The organism is Bradyrhizobium sp. AZCC 1578 (assembly GCF_036924675.1).
Taxonomy (GTDB): Bacteria; Pseudomonadota; Alphaproteobacteria; order Rhizobiales; family Xanthobacteraceae; genus Bradyrhizobium.
On record NZ_JAZHRZ010000001.1, the window covers coordinates 1,512,788 to 1,527,985 of the forward strand.

Consider the following 15,198-nt stretch of genomic DNA (forward strand, 5'->3'; position numbering starts at 1 on the left):
GTTAACTCCCCTCAACGCGCGGCCGGTATCAAACGGCGCAAATGGCCTCGGATATTACGCGCTGCACGCCACACCAGGCCATAGCCCGGCTGCTGCCGAAGCATGAACCGATGGCGGATCTGAGCCTGCGCGTGAAGTATCCGTTGCGCGAGCTCAGGCTTGGGTTGACCTCCACCGATCCTATGTCCCGCCTCCGCCAGGACGGCGCACATGCCTTCAACGTCCGGTTTCGGCGAAACCAGGGCCTCTGCTCCGTGAACGAGCGCGGCAATGTCCACGTGAACCTGTTCAGGCTCCGCAACTCCGGTTGCGTACGCCAGATTCTCCGACGAAATTGTGACGAGCTTCTGCAGAAATGGCTGGGCGCCGGCCCGCGACATGCTGGAGGGAACCTCCCGGTAGATAGTCAACCGCTCGGGCAAATTGGCTACGCGATATTGTCGCGAAATGCGGGACCACAGTTCATAGTCTTCGGGCGGCTGCCGCGCAGGATCAGTTGTGTATACCCCGACACGATCGAGCGCCGATTTTCGTATCATCACCGAAGAGTGCACAAAGGGATTGTTGAAGATAAGATCAAATCGAAGGATCTCGTCTTCCGTAGGGTGGTCATGAAAACGGCCGCTTGGTTTGTCGCCTACCCATATCTCGGCACGCGTGCCGATCAAGGCGTGCTCAGGATGGCTCTCCAGAAACTGGACCTGCTTGGCTATCCGGCTCGGATCCGCGAGATCGTCATGGTCCTGCCTCGCGACATACCGCCCTCGTGCTAGCGAGATACCGCGGTTGAGCGCTCCGGCGAGACCAGCGTCGGTCTGATGGAAAACGCGAACGCGTGGATCGGTAATGCTGTCCAAATAGGGGCCGGTCTCGTCGGTCGAGCCATTATCAATCGCGATTAGCTCGAAGTCGGCGAACGACTGGTCAAGAATCGTCCCGAGCGCCTGCGGTAAATCACGGCCGCCGTTCTTCACCGACAAAACAACGCTGACCGTCGGGTAGCCCCCTTGGCTATTCATCATTTGTGTTGCCCTGGCTGTTCAGGATCAGGGGCTCGGGCACAGGAATGATGAATCGGCCCGTCCAATCGGGGATCTGATTGATTTGCGCTACGATTTCCTCCCGCAGGTTCCACGGCAGAATGAGAACGTAGTCGGGCCGCCGTTTTGCGATCTCATCGGGAGCGAGAACCGGGATTCGTGTTCCCGGCAACAGCAGACCTTGCTTATGGACATTGCGATCGACAGTGAAGCCGATAATGTCGCGACCAACTCCGCAGTAGTTGAGCAGCGTATTGCCCTTCGCAGGCGCGCCATACGCCGCGATCGATTTTCCTTCCTCGATCAGCCCAATCAACAGGCGCAGCAACGACCGCTTCAGCTTCCGAACGCGATGCCCGAAGGCCTCGTACGTGGCGAGGCGGTCCAGTCCCGCCTGGATCTCTTCCTGCTTCAGTTGCTTGATGGCCTCGGACGCGACGACACGACCGGCATGCGCGACATAGAGGCGAAGCGATCCACCATGGGTCGACAAGCGCTCCACATCGATGAGCTGCAATCCATGCCGCCCGAATAAGGGTTCCAGCGCCAGTAGCGACAAATATGAATAGTGCTCGTGGTAAATGGTGTCGAACTCGACGTTGCGGATCATTTCGAGGACATGCGGAAACTCGAACGTCGCTACCCCCTGCTCACTGAGCAGAATTTTGAAACCGGCGACGAAGTCGTTGATGTCGGGCACGTGGGCAAGCACGTTGTTGGCGATGATCAAGTCCGCAGCACCGCCCTCTGCGCGCAACCTCGTGGCCGCCCTCGAACCAAAGAAAGCGACCTCGGTCGGCACACGCCGCAAATCCCGCGCCGCTTTAGCGCAGTTGGCTGCGGGATCCACACCGAGGCAAGGTATGCCTCTCTGAACGAAATACTGCAGCAGATACCCATCATTGCTGCCGACTTCGACGACGCGGGAGCTTGCATCGAGCGCGAAGCGAGCGATTGCCCTTTCGACAAATGCGCGTGCGTGAGCGAGCCAACTGTCCGAAAACGACGAAAAATAAACATATTCGCCGTGAAAGTGCGTCTCCGGCGTCTCGAAGTCCTCAAGCTGCACCAACCAGCAGCGATCACACACAAAGCTCTTCAGTGGATAAAATCGTTCACTAAACGAAGCCTGATCGGCACGAACAAACGCATTCGAGATCGGCGTCATACCGAGGTCGATGAGCACCGCTGTCAGCGGCGCGCCACAAGACCGACATGCCGGCGGGTTTGCAGCCATCCAGTTCAGTTCCACAGCCGCCAAGGCGCGCGACCAGCCTGCCAGAGCTCCTCAAGCATCATCTTGTCGCGAAGCGTGTCCATCGGCTGCCAGAAGCCATAGTGCCGATGAGCGCATAGCTGTTCGTCCCTGGCAAGCGCCTCAAGCGGGGTCGACTCCCACGATGTCTTGTCGCCCTCGATCCGGTCGATCACCGCGGGGTTGAGTACAAAGAAGCCGCCATTGATGTAGGCATTGTCGCCAGGCGGCTTCTCGACGAAGGATTTCACCGTCGATCCGTCGATCTCCAACGCACCATAACGTCCTGGCGGCCGCACAGCAGTCACCGTCGCCTGTTTTCCGTGACTGCGGTGAAAGGCAATGGAAGCCGTGATATCGATATCGGACAGACCGTCACCGTAGGTGAAGCAGAACGGCTCCTGCGGATCGAGATATTTGTGCACCCGCTTGAGGCGCCCGCCGGTCAACGTCGTCTCGCCGGTATCCACGAGCGTGATCCGCCAGGGCTCGACACTGCTCTGATGATAGGTCACGTTATTCTTCGTCGCATCGATGGTGACATCGGAATGATGCAGCACGAAGTTCATGAAGTATTCCTTGATCATGTAGCCCTTGTAGCCGAGGCAGATCACGAAATCCGTGAGTCCGTGATGCGCATACAGCTTCATGATGTGCCACAAGATCGGTCTTCCGCCGATTTCGATCATCGGCTTAGGTCGCACCAAGGTCTCTTCCGAGATTCGGGTGCCCATACCACCTGCGAGAATGACAACTTTCACGATCCACCTGCCTATTCAGTTTGCGCGGCCGCGACTCTTCAAGCTTGAGAATTGACTTGCTTCCGCTTTGCTTCCACGTGGAAGCCAATCGTGAATTCCTTCAACAGAATTTTCTTGTCGAGTTCATAAAAATAGCGCGGCAGAACGTCCCCTATCAGGCGGACAAATTCCTCTTCATACCCCCCGTGATCGAGATTAAGTCGATCAAATTGCCAACTAGATCTGGCACATTCCTGAGCCAAGTGCGCAAAAAATCCGTGGTTCGGCTCGATCGAAACAATCTCGCAACCAAACTCAGTCAGAAACTTGCGATACCAATGGTCAGTATAGCCTCCGTAGAAATGATAAGGCTCCTGATGAAGTCCTGATCCCAGAGGCGCGGTCAGGAATAGTCTCCCACCCGGTTTGGTAATTCTTATCATTTCGCGGAGCGATTCGATCGGGCGTGGAACGTGCTCCAGAACTTCAGTGCACAAGATGACGTCAAAGCTGGCGTCCGGCACTGGAACATCTGTGATGTCCGAAACGTAATCAATGTGAGCGTACTGTCCTTCGGCGCCCTTGTAGCCGTCATACTCCGCAAAATCCTGAGTCTCGTATTTGCAATGCTCGAACAGGTTCCGATAGGGCGCTGTGCCCGCGCCAACGTCCAGAACACGCGATCCTGGCAAGACGGATCTCGCGCGGTCAGCCACCCATTTATCCCGCGAACGCGAATTAAATTCGCGAGCCTCGGCTACCGAGACGGTTGCTCTCTCTTCAAGAAGAGAGAGCATCGCTTGGGCCCTGTATACAGCGCTAAGCTTCCGCAAGAAAGCCCACTTCGAGTCCTTCAGGTCGCTAACGAATTGTCCGATGACGGAGGTGCTGGTCACCCTGCTTATATCCTTAAATGTTGTGCACGCTTCATACGACCACTGGCTCCGATCAGAGCTAACTGACGCGCTTGAGGTACCCGTCCGGTGCCACGGTGATCAGCAGCTTATGCTGTATGCTCTTGTCGATTTCAAATTCCGGGTGAAGCTTGAGAAATTCCCATACTGCGGTTTTCGCATTGTTGCCCCTGCTCCACGGCCTATCGGAGAACGTATCATCGGGCATATCTTCAATTACCGTGTCGAAGACGACACAATAGCTTCCGATCGACGCAAGGCGGGCATAGGCATCAAGTTCGGCAAGCACATGATCGTGGGTATGATTGCTATCGAGAAGAACGAGTACGCTCCTCTTGCCCGCGGCCCTGGCGCTGACCTCGGCCACCACCTCGGGCGCAATACTCGATCCCTCAATCATCGAAATGCGCCGGGCCATCGGATGAGCTTCGATTGCCGAGCGGTTATGCGCGCGAATGTCGATATCGATACCAAGCACTTGCGCATCCTGTGGCCCACCACAGATCGCGCTCAATTCCAGCATTGACGCAGAAAAAATCAAAGATCCACCGTGAGCGATGCCCGTTTCGATGATCAGATCTGGCTTGACCGACCAGATGAGTTCCTGCGTCGCGATGATGTCCTGGGGATATTGGATCACTGGCCGGCCGAGCCATTCGAAGTGATACGGATACCGCGCCGCTTGGGCATGGTTCATCCAGTTGCTCGAGATGCGATGCAACTCCGTATCGTCGGCCATAGCTTCGATCTCACGCTTGCGTTGCCTTGCGAATGCCAGATATTCGTTCACGGCTCGCGCCTTTCGTCTTCGTGAATGGTAACAATCTCAATTTATGGGAACGAGCTCGCCGGAAATGCCTGCGGCAGCTGCCGCATCGGCTATCTCGCCGAGATAGAGCGGATTCATGACGAAAATTGTCGTCGGGTTGAGCGAGCTAGAGGCCGCAGGAGAGATTACGGGCAGTCCGGAAATCGGCAGGAAATGGCCTTGCTTCTCCGGATTGATGTCGACGGCATGATCGATGAGCTCGCCCGCCGGATCGACTAGCAGAGTGAAGGTCACACCCTTTGCACCCGCACCCCAAAGTGCAACCCGACCTGCCGCCCTTGCGGCACTAACGCGATCTCGCCATCTCTCGATGAACGCACTCTTGAGATTGCGAATTTCTGCTAGGCCGCCATCAAGACCCTCGGCATCCGAACTTCCGGCATGTGCTTCAGCCCATAGATATTGCCCCCCAAAGACCCGCTCGACCCGCGGATTTTGAAAGCCCGAGCGACGAAGCGCAAAATCCAGCGCCTGCGGCGTGAAGATCGAGCAGTGCTCGTAGAAGAAATCCTGGATCGCGCCATTCGCGATAATCCACTCCACATCCGGGGTTTCGACGCAGATTGCGGCACTCGAATCGTTGCCTAGCGCGTTGCGTATCGACCGAAGGAAGGTGACCGGATCAGGCACGTGTTCGATGGTGTGACGACTTACCACCACGTTGGGCCGATCCTGCAGCAACCCCGCTGTCGATCGATCAAAGTAATTCTTGTAGAAGCGTGCGGGGGGTGTGACAGGTCCCCGATAGGCAGGATCGAAGCCATTGGCGCTTTGAAGACGTGAGCCTGCCCTTTGCGCAACGCAGGTTAGAAATGTTCCCTGACCACAACCAACTTCCAGATAGCTGACCGGCTCACCTGGCGGCACTGCCTTCAGCACCGCATCGGCACGCGCCAACATATGCTCCCAGAAAACCTTGGAGTGCCCCTGGTTGTTCTCGTAGCTTTCGTCATACTGAAGCTTAGTCGGATCGAAGGCCGCATTCCAGACAAAGCCGCACGAGCGACAGCGGTGAAGGTCAAGTGTAGCTATCTGCGCCCCGCGAGCCTGCTCTGCGGTCGCGTAGAGGCGATGCATCATGACCGGCACGTCTTGCGGATCGAACAACTGCTGATGAATGGAAGACAGGCAGACTGGACATGTGACGGTCATTGAGATGCTCTTCTTTCCTGCCAATAGCTCAATGCATTGCGCAAGCCCTGTTCGAGCGAATGCGCCGGCTCACACCGGACTTCCTGCCGGAGCCGGGCGATGCAGGCCGAGATGCGAGGGGGATCGCCGGGGCGGTCTGGAATTTCGCCGAGTGCAATCAGATCTGGACGCTCCGCAAGCTTGCCGATGGCGAGTACTACGTCCCGAATCAGAACAGCCTCGCCAGAGGCTATATTAACAGGCCCCTCAATGTGTGAGACCGCCAGCCGCGCCAATGCTGCACCGGCATCTCTCACGTCCATGAAATCGCGCATGGCCCATCCGGACGAGCATCGGGCCTTTTCACCGGCGAGCACGGCCCGGCAAACTGAAGCGACAAGCCGCTCAGGATGTTCAGCGGGGCCATACAGGTAAAACAACCTTGCCCATGAAAAGGACACTCCCATCTGGCGCGTGATCTGGGCCAGGACCCGATTGCAAGATGATTTTGCTGCGTCATACAGCGTATGAGTTGCCGTGTTCGTGTGAACCTCGTCGCAATCCCTGTCTTCAGGCCAGTCATACTCGAAGCATGTACCGGCGACACAAACCCGACGTGTTCCGCGTTTCGCCAGCGCGGTCACAAGTTCGACAGTTGCCGACAACCATTCCAGATTGACCAGATCATTCCAGTATAAACCATGACGCGTCGTCCATGCCAAATGGAGCAGCACATCGGCGGATGCGCTATTTGCGATCGCTTCGACCCCACCCGGTGCCAGTAGATCCGCCTTGATCCACTGGCAATCGTCCGACGGGGGACTGCCCCGACCTACGGCGATCACCGAATGACCCAAAGCATGCAGCGCCGCCACCGCCTGCCGTCCGATGAAACCCGAAGCACCCGTGACAATCACACGCATGGCGAGCTCGAGCACATGATCTTTGTCAAAGGCGGATGCCCTTATGGGTTTCCGGGAGCGCCCGATCCCGATCCGAAACCACCATCACTGACGACGGCCACTGGATGGCCAGCGCGGGATCGTCAAATCGAAAGCCCGCGGCGGCGCCGGGCACGTAGGCCGGCGTGATCTCATAGTCGACTTCGGTACCGTCTACCAATGTTTGAAATCCGTGGGCGAAACCCTTCGGGATGTAGAGCATCGTGCGATTGTCGGCACTTAGCCCCTCGCCGTGCCATTGGCCATAGGTTGGCGAGCCGTCCCGTAGATCGACCATCACGTCAAAGATTGCGCCACGCGTGCAGCGCACGAGCTTGGTCTCAAGATGGGGCGGCGCCTGGAAATGCATTCCGCGCACTGTCCCCGCCCGGGCGTTCAATGAGATCGAGCGTTGCACCAAGTCGCTCTCTAGACCTTGAGCGCGAAACGTATCGGCACAAAACCGGCGCGCAAACGCTCCGCGCTCGTCCACAATCGGCTGCGGTTCGATACGATAGGCTCCAGCAAGCTTGAGCGAAGTAAAGATCATAAAAGCTGCAAAGCTCACGATCTCTTGCTACCGGTTTTCCATCGACCGAGATCGACAAAAATCGTGTTAATGTACGTATCGCCGAACGCGAAATAGCCGTTGTCCGACATTAGCTGCGCGATTCGCGTATCCTTCACTTCTTCGCGCGTTTCGCTGTATTGAAGCGTTTCAACACAGATGATCGCCGGTCGGTACTTGTTAAGATTCAGCGTCGACAGCACATCAAAATCGAGACCCTCGACGTCGATCGACACCAATGTAGGCTCCTTGTCAAGAAAGCGATCCGCGAAAATATCGTCGAACGTGATCAATGGAACGGGGAGAACCTTTTCGATACGCTGGGTCCCCATGGCTTCGTATCGCTTGGCCTCCGCTTCCGAGAACGTGTTCAAGGTTCGCGTGCTCATTACAAAGAACTGAGCCACACGCGCCGACGTCACGCCGACGCCTGCTTCTATGCACACGTCGCGCGGCCTTACGCGCTTTATCGAAGCCATCAGTTCAGGATCCGGTTCGACCAGCACTCCCTGAAACCCCCGCCTATAAAACAGATAAGTGTTACTGAACTGGCTAGGATGGTGCGCACCGATATCAAGATACGTCACCTCCTCGATCTGCATCGCTTTGGCAACAAAATCGATAATCAGGTCCTCGCCGGCCTGAGAATAGGAATGCTTCGCGTCGCGCCAGCGCCACGGCTCGAACAGCTCAATCATCGAAAAGCACCGCCAATCGCAAGGACGCGCGCAGTCTCCCCAAATTGGCGCATGTCACGAACTTCGGGTCGCATGATAGCTTCTAAGTGTACGCACCAGCCGCAACAACCTCAAGAGTAGCCTGACTTTTTCCAGGTTCGACAAACGCGAACAGCGCGCAAGAGCGATGGCGGAATGCAAGAAAAATGGCCAAAAGTCTAACCCGTTTTTCTTGGCATCTGCATACTTGACTTCGTACGTGGGTGCATCAACACCGGCACCGTAGAGATTTTGATCGATCGTTCGAAAGTCGTTTTCGAGGATGATGCGAAGGACGACATAACAATCGTAAAAATCAAAATAGCTACCTTTCAGGGTAAAAAGAATCGACCTGCGGGGATGAAGCCCGTAGAAAAGGCTGGGCTGCATGATCGAAAAGTAATTCTCCACGTTCTGGAACACCTTCGCATTTGGCGACAGCTCGGGAATCGGATTCTCTTCGTAAACATTTCGTGCCCTGAAGAGCGTATTGAACTTGGTCATGACAGAGCACGACGGGCTTGCAGCGGCAAGACAGGTTTCGACGAACCTTGCATCCCATTCGTCATCATCGGCCGCCCACATGAAGTATTCTCCCGACGCATTCGCAAGGACGAAGCGGAAGTTAGCAATCGGTCCGATGTTGGCGGGTTGACGGAAATACTTTATCCGCGCATCGACCTCGGAGAATTCTTGAACAGCCCTCTCTGTTTCCGAACCGGGTGAGGCGTTATCCGACACCAGGATTTCGAGATTCGAGTAAGTCTGACCGCAGATGAGCTGCAATGTCCGACGCAGACCCGCCGGCCTATTGAAGGTCGGAATCCCTATGGACACCAGCGGCCTGTTTCCGCCGGACAAATCGACAGCGGAAGAATTTGGGGCCATGACGTAACCCTGCATTCATTTTTCTCGAACGAAATCCCATTCGAGGTCCGGACGAACCACGCCTGGAAATTCCTGAATGTAATCGTTTCTACTTGCGTCAAACAAATCGTCGATGACGTGGAAGCGAAGCGCGTCCCGCTCGAAGAAATGAATAACGACCGGGCTCATTGAGCTCACCGCGACCCCGACAACAAACAGGCCGTTGTTGAGAAAGCGCGGCGGAATCCACATTAGCGATCGATAGATTCCGCGCGAAATTACGTCATTGTTGGGCAGCGAACTCACGAACGCATATTGGTCCTGCAAGAAGATATGGAAATTTGGGACAAGTCGGTGTCCATCTTGCAGGACCTCAAACGTCATCTCGATTCCTACCGGCTCGTCGCGACCTATCGCATCAACCTCATCAAATGTGCTGTTTACAACCCGAGCGCCGCACAGCCGAACAATGTCGTTGCCTGGACGCGCAGTATTTTTCTCGTAACCCAGTGCTGGTCCGCTGCTGGCCCCTTCCGAAAAATACAAGTCGGCAATTTTATGCGAGGGTCCGAGTGCACGGATTTCGCCGTGCTCGAGAAGAATGCACTGACTGCACAAGCTCGTTACCGTAACCATGCTGTGACTGACGAAGACAACTGTTCGCCCATCACTGGTCACATCCCTCATTTTGCCGAGGCATTTCTTCTGAAATTCAGCGTCGCCAACAGCTAGCACTTCGTCAACGATGAGAATTTCAGGATCCAGATGTGCCGCAACCGAGAATGCAAGCCGAGTTTGCATACCGCTGGAGTAACGCTTCACCGGCGTATCGATGAAAGCTTCGACTCCCGAAAAATCGACAATCTCGTCAAACTTGCGAGCGATCTCTGCACGGCTCATGCCGAGAATCGCACCGTTGAGAAACACGTTTTCGCGCCCGCTGAGCTCGGGGTGGAAGCCGGTGCCAACCTCAAGCAGTGTACCGGTGCGGCCGGTTAGTTGCACCTCGCCGGTCGTAGGCGCGGTAATCTGAGCGATGATCTTGAGAAGCGTGCTCTTGCCTGAGCCATTGCGCCCTATAATGCCAACAACCTGTCCTTGCTCGATTGTAAATGAGATATCCTTGAGAGCCCAGAAGGGCTCTACCTCGCGCCTAGCGGGACTGTTTCCCTGCTTTCCGCCGACAAGCCCCCGTCCCCACTCGGTGAGCATCTCGGCGATTCGAGTATGCCCTGCCGAGTGAACACCTCGGAAGTATTCCTTGCTGACGCCGCGCACTTCGATCGCTTTCGTCATGACGTGGAGCCGACCGGTCTCGAAAAGTTAAGTAACGTCCCCTGAGGTCCGGAATCAGATGCGATCAATGAGATTGCCTTCCATTCGTCGAAACAATTCCGAGCCGCCCCAGAGCAACAGGACCGTCAGAGCTCCGAACATTCCAATCCCGATGAGGGATGGAGCATTGGTGCCAAGCACCACCCAACGCATCGTGTTCACCATCACAGCAATTGGATTCAGTTCGTACAGCCAGCGGATGCGTTCCGGAACCAGCGATGCCGGGTAGACGATTGGGCTCATATACATCAAGACCTGCATGATCGATGGTAACGCGATGCCAACGTCGCGATAAACTGCGTTCATCGGAGCGACCCAAAGCGCGATCGCATAACCGAAAAGCCCGACGACAACAATCACGAGAGGTGCGAAGAATACAGTCCAGCTCACATGCGCGCCTACAAGCTTCGCAATTATGACCAGGACCAGGATTGCAATCAGCGCGTCAAGCGCGGCAGCCAATGGCGAGACTAGGGGAATGATCAACCGCGGAAAAGAGACTTTCGTGATCAGCGCGCTGTTCGCGACTAGGCTACCGCCTCCCTCTGCTACAACTCGATTGAAGTATTGCCACACTGCAATGCCCGCAAAGGCGAACAGCGGATATGATTGTTCCTGCACGGGAATACGCACGAACACAACGAATACCGTAGTGAAAATGACCGTGGTCAGCAGCGGCTGCAGCACCACCCACAATAATCCTACGACGGCTTGTCGGTACCGAACCGATATCTCGCGGCGCACCAGCACCATCAAGAGTTCGCGGTGCGCCCAGATGTCAGCCAGATCCTCGGCGAAAGACCGTTCGCTATGCGGCTTGATGACTTTGATTGTCGTAGAGGTCATTGAACTGTCAGCTTCCGTTCCCAGGCGAGCGCATGCCTGACGATTGTGTCGAGATCGTCATAGGCAGGCACCCACGACAACGCCCGCCGGATCAGCGCACTGTCGGCAACAATGGCGGCCGGATCGCCCCCACGCCGTGGCCGCGGGATCGCGGCAAAATCGCTGCCTGACACGCGTTTGACGGCCTCGATGATTTCGCGCACGGAATAGCCGTGCCCGTAGCCGCAATTGATCGTCATGCTTTCGCCTCCGCCGCGCAGATAATCAAGGGCCTTGATATGGGCGCTCACGAGATCGCAGACGTGGATGTAGTCGCGGATGCAGGTGCCGTCGGGCGTCGGATAGTCGGTTCCGAAGATCTCCATTCCGTTCCGGACGCCCAGGGCAGCTTGCACTGCGACCTTGATCAGATGGGTTGCCCCGCGGGTCGACTGGCCGATCCGCAACAATGGATCGGCGCCGGCGACGTTGAAATACCGCAGGATAGCGCAGGTCAAGTGGCTTGTAGACGCCACATCGCCCAGCATTCTCTCCGTCATCAACTTGGATGCGCCATACGGCGACATTGGTTGGGGGATGAGGTCTTCGCCCACCAAGCCCGCCGTGGGACTGCCGTAAACTGCAGCGGTTGATGAGAAAACGAAATGCCGCACGCCACCGCGCACTGCGGAGTCGATCAGCTTAAGCGAATTCACCGTGTTGTTTCTGTAGTAAGCGATCGGATTAGCGATTGACTCAGGTACGACCGAAGACGCAGCGAAATGCATAATCGCGCTGACCCCATGTTCCGCGATGATCGTCGATACGAGACTTTCGTCTCCGACATCGCCGACAATGAGCCGCACCTGCGCCGGAACGGCCTCTCGAAAGCCGGTCGACAGGTTATCGAGTACGACAACCGCGTGCCCCTGCTCGACGAGCCCCTGCACGACGTGGCTGCCGATGTAACCCGCGCCACCCGTTACGAGAATTGTCATTTGCCAAAAAATCCCATGCTACCGCACTCCGGGTGAATCGACTGTCACCCGGATGCTCCGTTAAGGAGCGAAAGACAAACTACGGCGCTCGGGCACCGCCCGATACGCGACCGCTCTTAGAAGGCGGCTACGACCATATCCGCGTCAAGAAGGACGCGGACCTTGCGACCAAGCATCTCGAGCAAAATAGAGACCCGATCACGGTCTGCCATTGCGTTGAACGAGCCAGCACTGTCCAGGAACGCACCGGCCAGCACGCGAACCCTGTCTCCGGGTGCAAAGGCAGGTTGCGATTCCAGCCTAATGAATCCCTGCTCGTCCTCACGCGCCTTGAGCTCAGAGACAACTCCTTCTGGCACCGCTGCCGGGCCGTCGCCATGGCCCACCAGACCTGTCACTCCGTACGTCGACTGAAGCGATCGCCAGCGCTGCGTCGCCATGTCGATCGCGACGAAGAGATAACGCGGAAACAACGGCTTCGCTATGATATCGAGCTTGCGCGCGTGGCGCCGCCGCTTCTGATATCGTGGCAGGTACACGTCAAAGCCCTGACGCAAGATGTGCTGCGCGGCCTTATGTTCACTATTGACCTGCGTCTGAACGACATACCATCGAATCCCGGGCGCCCGGCTCATGCGCGACTCCCCGTTTCAGCGGACGATCGCAGGCCAAGTAGAGCCGGCACCATGACTCGATCCGCGCCACAGGCGGCGACCGCATCGTCGAACGCCGCTTGCGCGTCTGTCAGATCGGTCACCAACACTGCGTCGAATTCTCCCAAGATATCCGCGTAGGAGCGGATCAGATCGACTCCCGCAAACTTGCCGTCCTCGCCGCCCCGATCGACGATAGCGACGACGGTTACGGCAAGCTCCGCGGCACAAAGAATGGCAATTTCGGCAAGATCGGACCTTCCAGCAAGCACAACACGGTTGAAATTATTGGTCCTAGCTGTTGCCAAGGCGCGGGCACAATCCTCTTTGGCAAGGCGAAAGAACGAAAACGAGTCTGAGAGATACTGGATCGTCAGCCGCGACTTCTCGGCAAATCCGGTCGGAGTTAGATAATAGACGTAACGCCTGGCTGGCGCATTGTGCACCTTGACCAGTCCCTTCTTGATGCAGCGCTTCAGGTACACGTTGACGAGGCCGAGCGCGACACCGAGTTCGGCCGCGATGTGACGCTGCGATTGCTCGCCGTTCTGGTGAACGGAGGTTAGAAGATTGAGCAGTATGCGCTTGTTATCTTGTTCGCTGTGCAGCAAGCGGTCCATCGTCGTCTCTATCGGGCCATTGGAGATACTCGTACCCTGTTCACGGCGTGAACGTCAAGGCCCTCGTTCACGGAATGAACACAAGCATCTACTTGTAAATGCTTGGTTTTTGCCTCGAACAGAGGACCTCACCTTTCGCACGAGGCGCGTGAGGCCCGAATGCGTGAGGCCGTGAATGGTGGTCGCGGGCGCCGACTTCGAAATTTGACGAGAGTGACCTTGCCCCAGTCTTATCCAGTCCTGAATTCGTGCTGGCTGTTGGAGTTGCCCGGCTGGGCGGTGGCTGCCTCGGGAGCTGACGCGAAGCCCTCGATATCCGTACAACTGCCACAGCCCACAAATTGCGGCACCGAGACTTGCTGGCGCGACATCCCTCATCAACCTCTTTCAATAGCATTCCTTGCTACGCCGGTACCTACGTGCTGTCCGGACCGCTCTCGAACCATTGCTCGGACGGCCGACAGTGACTAAGAAAGCGACCGACGCCGTCCTTTTCGGTTCCAGTCTCTCGTCAAGCTACCTCGATGCCCCCCGTGTACACATGACCGTTGGCTGCGCCACTGATCCGCGACGTATATTGTACGTTACAAATGAGGACTGGGCTTTCTTGCTGGGCCGACTACTCATGGCTCGTGCGGCGAAGAAAGCTGGCTTCGAAGTTCATGTCGCAACGCGAACTAACGAGCATGGTCCCGCGATTGAGGCAGAGGGCTTCATTTTGCACAGCATTCCATTCAGCCGTGGGCGACTGTCTGCGATTGCTGCAATCCGGACAATCTTGGCACTACGACGCCTTGAAGGCGACATTAGACCGGACATCGTACACCAGTCTGGGTTGCAGTGCTGCTTCTACGGTACGATTGCCGTGATTGGGCGCAGCATCTCACAAGTGAATGCGTTCACTGGACTTGGGTATATCTTTACGTCGACAGCTCGGAGGAAGCGCATTCTAAAGGCCATCATCGGCTGGATGCTGCCTCCGCTCCTGAACCGCCGAACCAGCGTAGTTTTGGTTGAAAATTCGGATGATCGAAAAGTTCTCGCCGATCTAGGAGTGGACGAGAAGCGCCTTGTCGTCATCCCCGGATCGGGCGTAGACACCGATCTCTTTCAGCCGCTGCCCGAGCCTGAAGGACCTATCACCTTCGGCTTCGCAGGACGATTGTTGGCCGATAAAGGCATTCGAGCCTTGGTATCGGCTCACCAAATTCTGAGGGATCAAGGACACGACTTCAGGCTCGTGATTGCCGGCAAGCCAGATCCTGCGAATCCTGCATCAGTCTCTTATGAGGAAGTCGAAGAATGGAGTAGACGTCCTGGGGTCACTTGGCTGGGACACATCGACGACATAGCCTCGCTTTGGAGGCGCTGCCATTTCGCAATACTGCCGTCCCACCGAGAGGGCCTGCCCGTTAGCCTTTTGGAAGCAGCCGCGTGTGGCCGAGCACTGATAGCAACAGATGCACCAGGTTGCCGCGAGATCGTCATTGACGACGATACCGGATTGCAAGTGCCCGTTGAGAATCCTGCAGCGTTAGCGAACGCTATTCTGCGCCTCGCCAACTCGGCACAACTCCGAACACGGTACGCTCGGTCAGCCCGCAATCAAGTAGTATCCAAACATTCGGCAAAAATCGTGGGAGCTTCGATTGTGGAGCTTTACAACGAACTTACACTTCCGGCGCACGGTTGAGCTGCACGGCGTTGCCATTGCCCCACAAAAATCTCGGGTTAACCCAACTGCATCTCGGACCATTTCCGCCAAG

General features: G+C 56.5%; 16 protein-coding genes. 1 reads left to right on the plus strand and 15 read right to left on the minus strand.

Annotated elements, in window-relative coordinates:
- Positions 1-11: 11 nt before the first annotated feature.
- From V1290_RS07725 to V1290_RS07795, 15 genes are all read right to left on the minus strand, one after another.
- Positions 12-1,022, minus strand: a complete 1,011-nt coding sequence (locus tag V1290_RS07725) for a glycosyltransferase family 2 protein (RefSeq protein ID WP_334363839.1) — start codon at positions 1,020-1,022, stop codon at positions 12-14.
- The gene (locus tag V1290_RS07730) at positions 1,012-2,277 is read right to left on the minus strand and encodes a class I SAM-dependent methyltransferase (protein WP_334363840.1); all 1,266 of its coding nucleotides are present in this window, start codon (positions 2,275-2,277) and stop codon (positions 1,012-1,014) included. Before V1290_RS07730 ends, V1290_RS07725 begins: the two co-directional genes overlap by 11 nt.
- A gap of 5 nt (positions 2,278-2,282) precedes the next feature.
- Positions 2,283-3,056: a glucose-1-phosphate cytidylyltransferase gene (rfbF, locus tag V1290_RS07735; RefSeq protein WP_334363841.1), complete on the minus strand. Its 774-nt coding sequence runs from the start codon at positions 3,054-3,056 to the stop codon at positions 2,283-2,285.
- A gap of 38 nt (positions 3,057-3,094) precedes the next feature.
- Entirely contained in the window at positions 3,095-3,931 is an 837-nt protein-coding gene (locus tag V1290_RS07740; RefSeq protein WP_334363842.1) for a methyltransferase domain-containing protein, read from the minus strand.
- 58 nt (positions 3,932-3,989) lie between these two features.
- Positions 3,990-4,688, minus strand: a complete 699-nt coding sequence (locus V1290_RS07745; RefSeq protein ID WP_442895049.1) for a cephalosporin hydroxylase family protein — start codon at positions 4,686-4,688, stop codon at positions 3,990-3,992.
- An 87-nt stretch (positions 4,689-4,775) separates the two neighbouring features.
- On the minus strand, positions 4,776-5,954 hold the full coding sequence (locus tag V1290_RS07750) for a class I SAM-dependent methyltransferase (protein ID WP_334363845.1): 1,179 nt from the start codon (positions 5,952-5,954) through the stop codon (positions 4,776-4,778).
- Entirely contained in the window at positions 5,927-6,832 is a 906-nt protein-coding gene (locus V1290_RS07755; RefSeq protein WP_334363846.1) for an NAD-dependent epimerase/dehydratase family protein, read from the minus strand. The genes V1290_RS07750 and V1290_RS07755 overlap by 28 nt, the downstream gene beginning before the upstream one ends.
- A gap of 25 nt (positions 6,833-6,857) precedes the next feature.
- Positions 6,858-7,418 carry a dTDP-4-dehydrorhamnose 3,5-epimerase gene (gene rfbC, locus V1290_RS07760; RefSeq protein WP_442894972.1) on the minus strand — a complete coding sequence of 187 codons (561 nt, stop codon included), beginning with the start codon at positions 7,416-7,418 and terminating at the stop codon, positions 6,858-6,860.
- Positions 7,415-8,116, minus strand: coding sequence for an FkbM family methyltransferase (locus V1290_RS07765; protein WP_334363847.1), 702 nt, complete (start codon positions 8,114-8,116; stop codon positions 7,415-7,417). The genes rfbC and V1290_RS07765 overlap by 4 nt, the downstream gene beginning before the upstream one ends.
- Positions 8,117-8,170: 54 nt before the next feature.
- Positions 8,171-9,037 (minus strand): glycosyltransferase family 2 protein, encoded by an 867-nt coding sequence (locus tag V1290_RS07770; protein WP_334363848.1) that lies wholly within the window; start codon positions 9,035-9,037, stop codon positions 8,171-8,173.
- Positions 9,038-10,297: an ABC transporter ATP-binding protein gene (locus tag V1290_RS07775; RefSeq protein WP_334363849.1), complete on the minus strand. Its 1,260-nt coding sequence runs from the start codon at positions 10,295-10,297 to the stop codon at positions 9,038-9,040. It lies immediately after the preceding gene.
- A gap of 54 nt (positions 10,298-10,351) precedes the next feature.
- The gene (locus tag V1290_RS07780) at positions 10,352-11,182 is read right to left on the minus strand and encodes an ABC transporter permease (protein WP_334363850.1); all 831 of its coding nucleotides are present in this window, start codon (positions 11,180-11,182) and stop codon (positions 10,352-10,354) included.
- A complete protein-coding gene (gene galE / locus V1290_RS07785) occupies positions 11,179-12,159 on the minus strand; it encodes a UDP-glucose 4-epimerase GalE (protein ID WP_334363852.1) in 981 nt (326 codons plus the stop codon). The genes V1290_RS07780 and galE overlap by 4 nt, the downstream gene beginning before the upstream one ends.
- A gap of 116 nt (positions 12,160-12,275) precedes the next feature.
- Complete coding sequence (gene nusG, locus V1290_RS07790) at positions 12,276-12,794, minus strand: transcription termination/antitermination protein NusG (protein ID WP_334363854.1); 519 nt, start codon at positions 12,792-12,794, stop codon at positions 12,276-12,278.
- Complete coding sequence (locus V1290_RS07795; RefSeq protein WP_334363855.1) at positions 12,791-13,432, minus strand: winged helix-turn-helix transcriptional regulator; 642 nt, start codon at positions 13,430-13,432, stop codon at positions 12,791-12,793. Before V1290_RS07795 ends, nusG begins: the two co-directional genes overlap by 4 nt.
- 541 nt (positions 13,433-13,973) lie before the next feature.
- Between V1290_RS07795 and V1290_RS07800 the strand changes: the two genes are divergently transcribed.
- Positions 13,974-15,125 (plus strand): glycosyltransferase family 4 protein, encoded by a 1,152-nt coding sequence (locus V1290_RS07800; RefSeq protein ID WP_334368963.1) that lies wholly within the window; start codon positions 13,974-13,976, stop codon positions 15,123-15,125.
- Positions 15,126-15,198 lie beyond the last annotated feature (73 nt).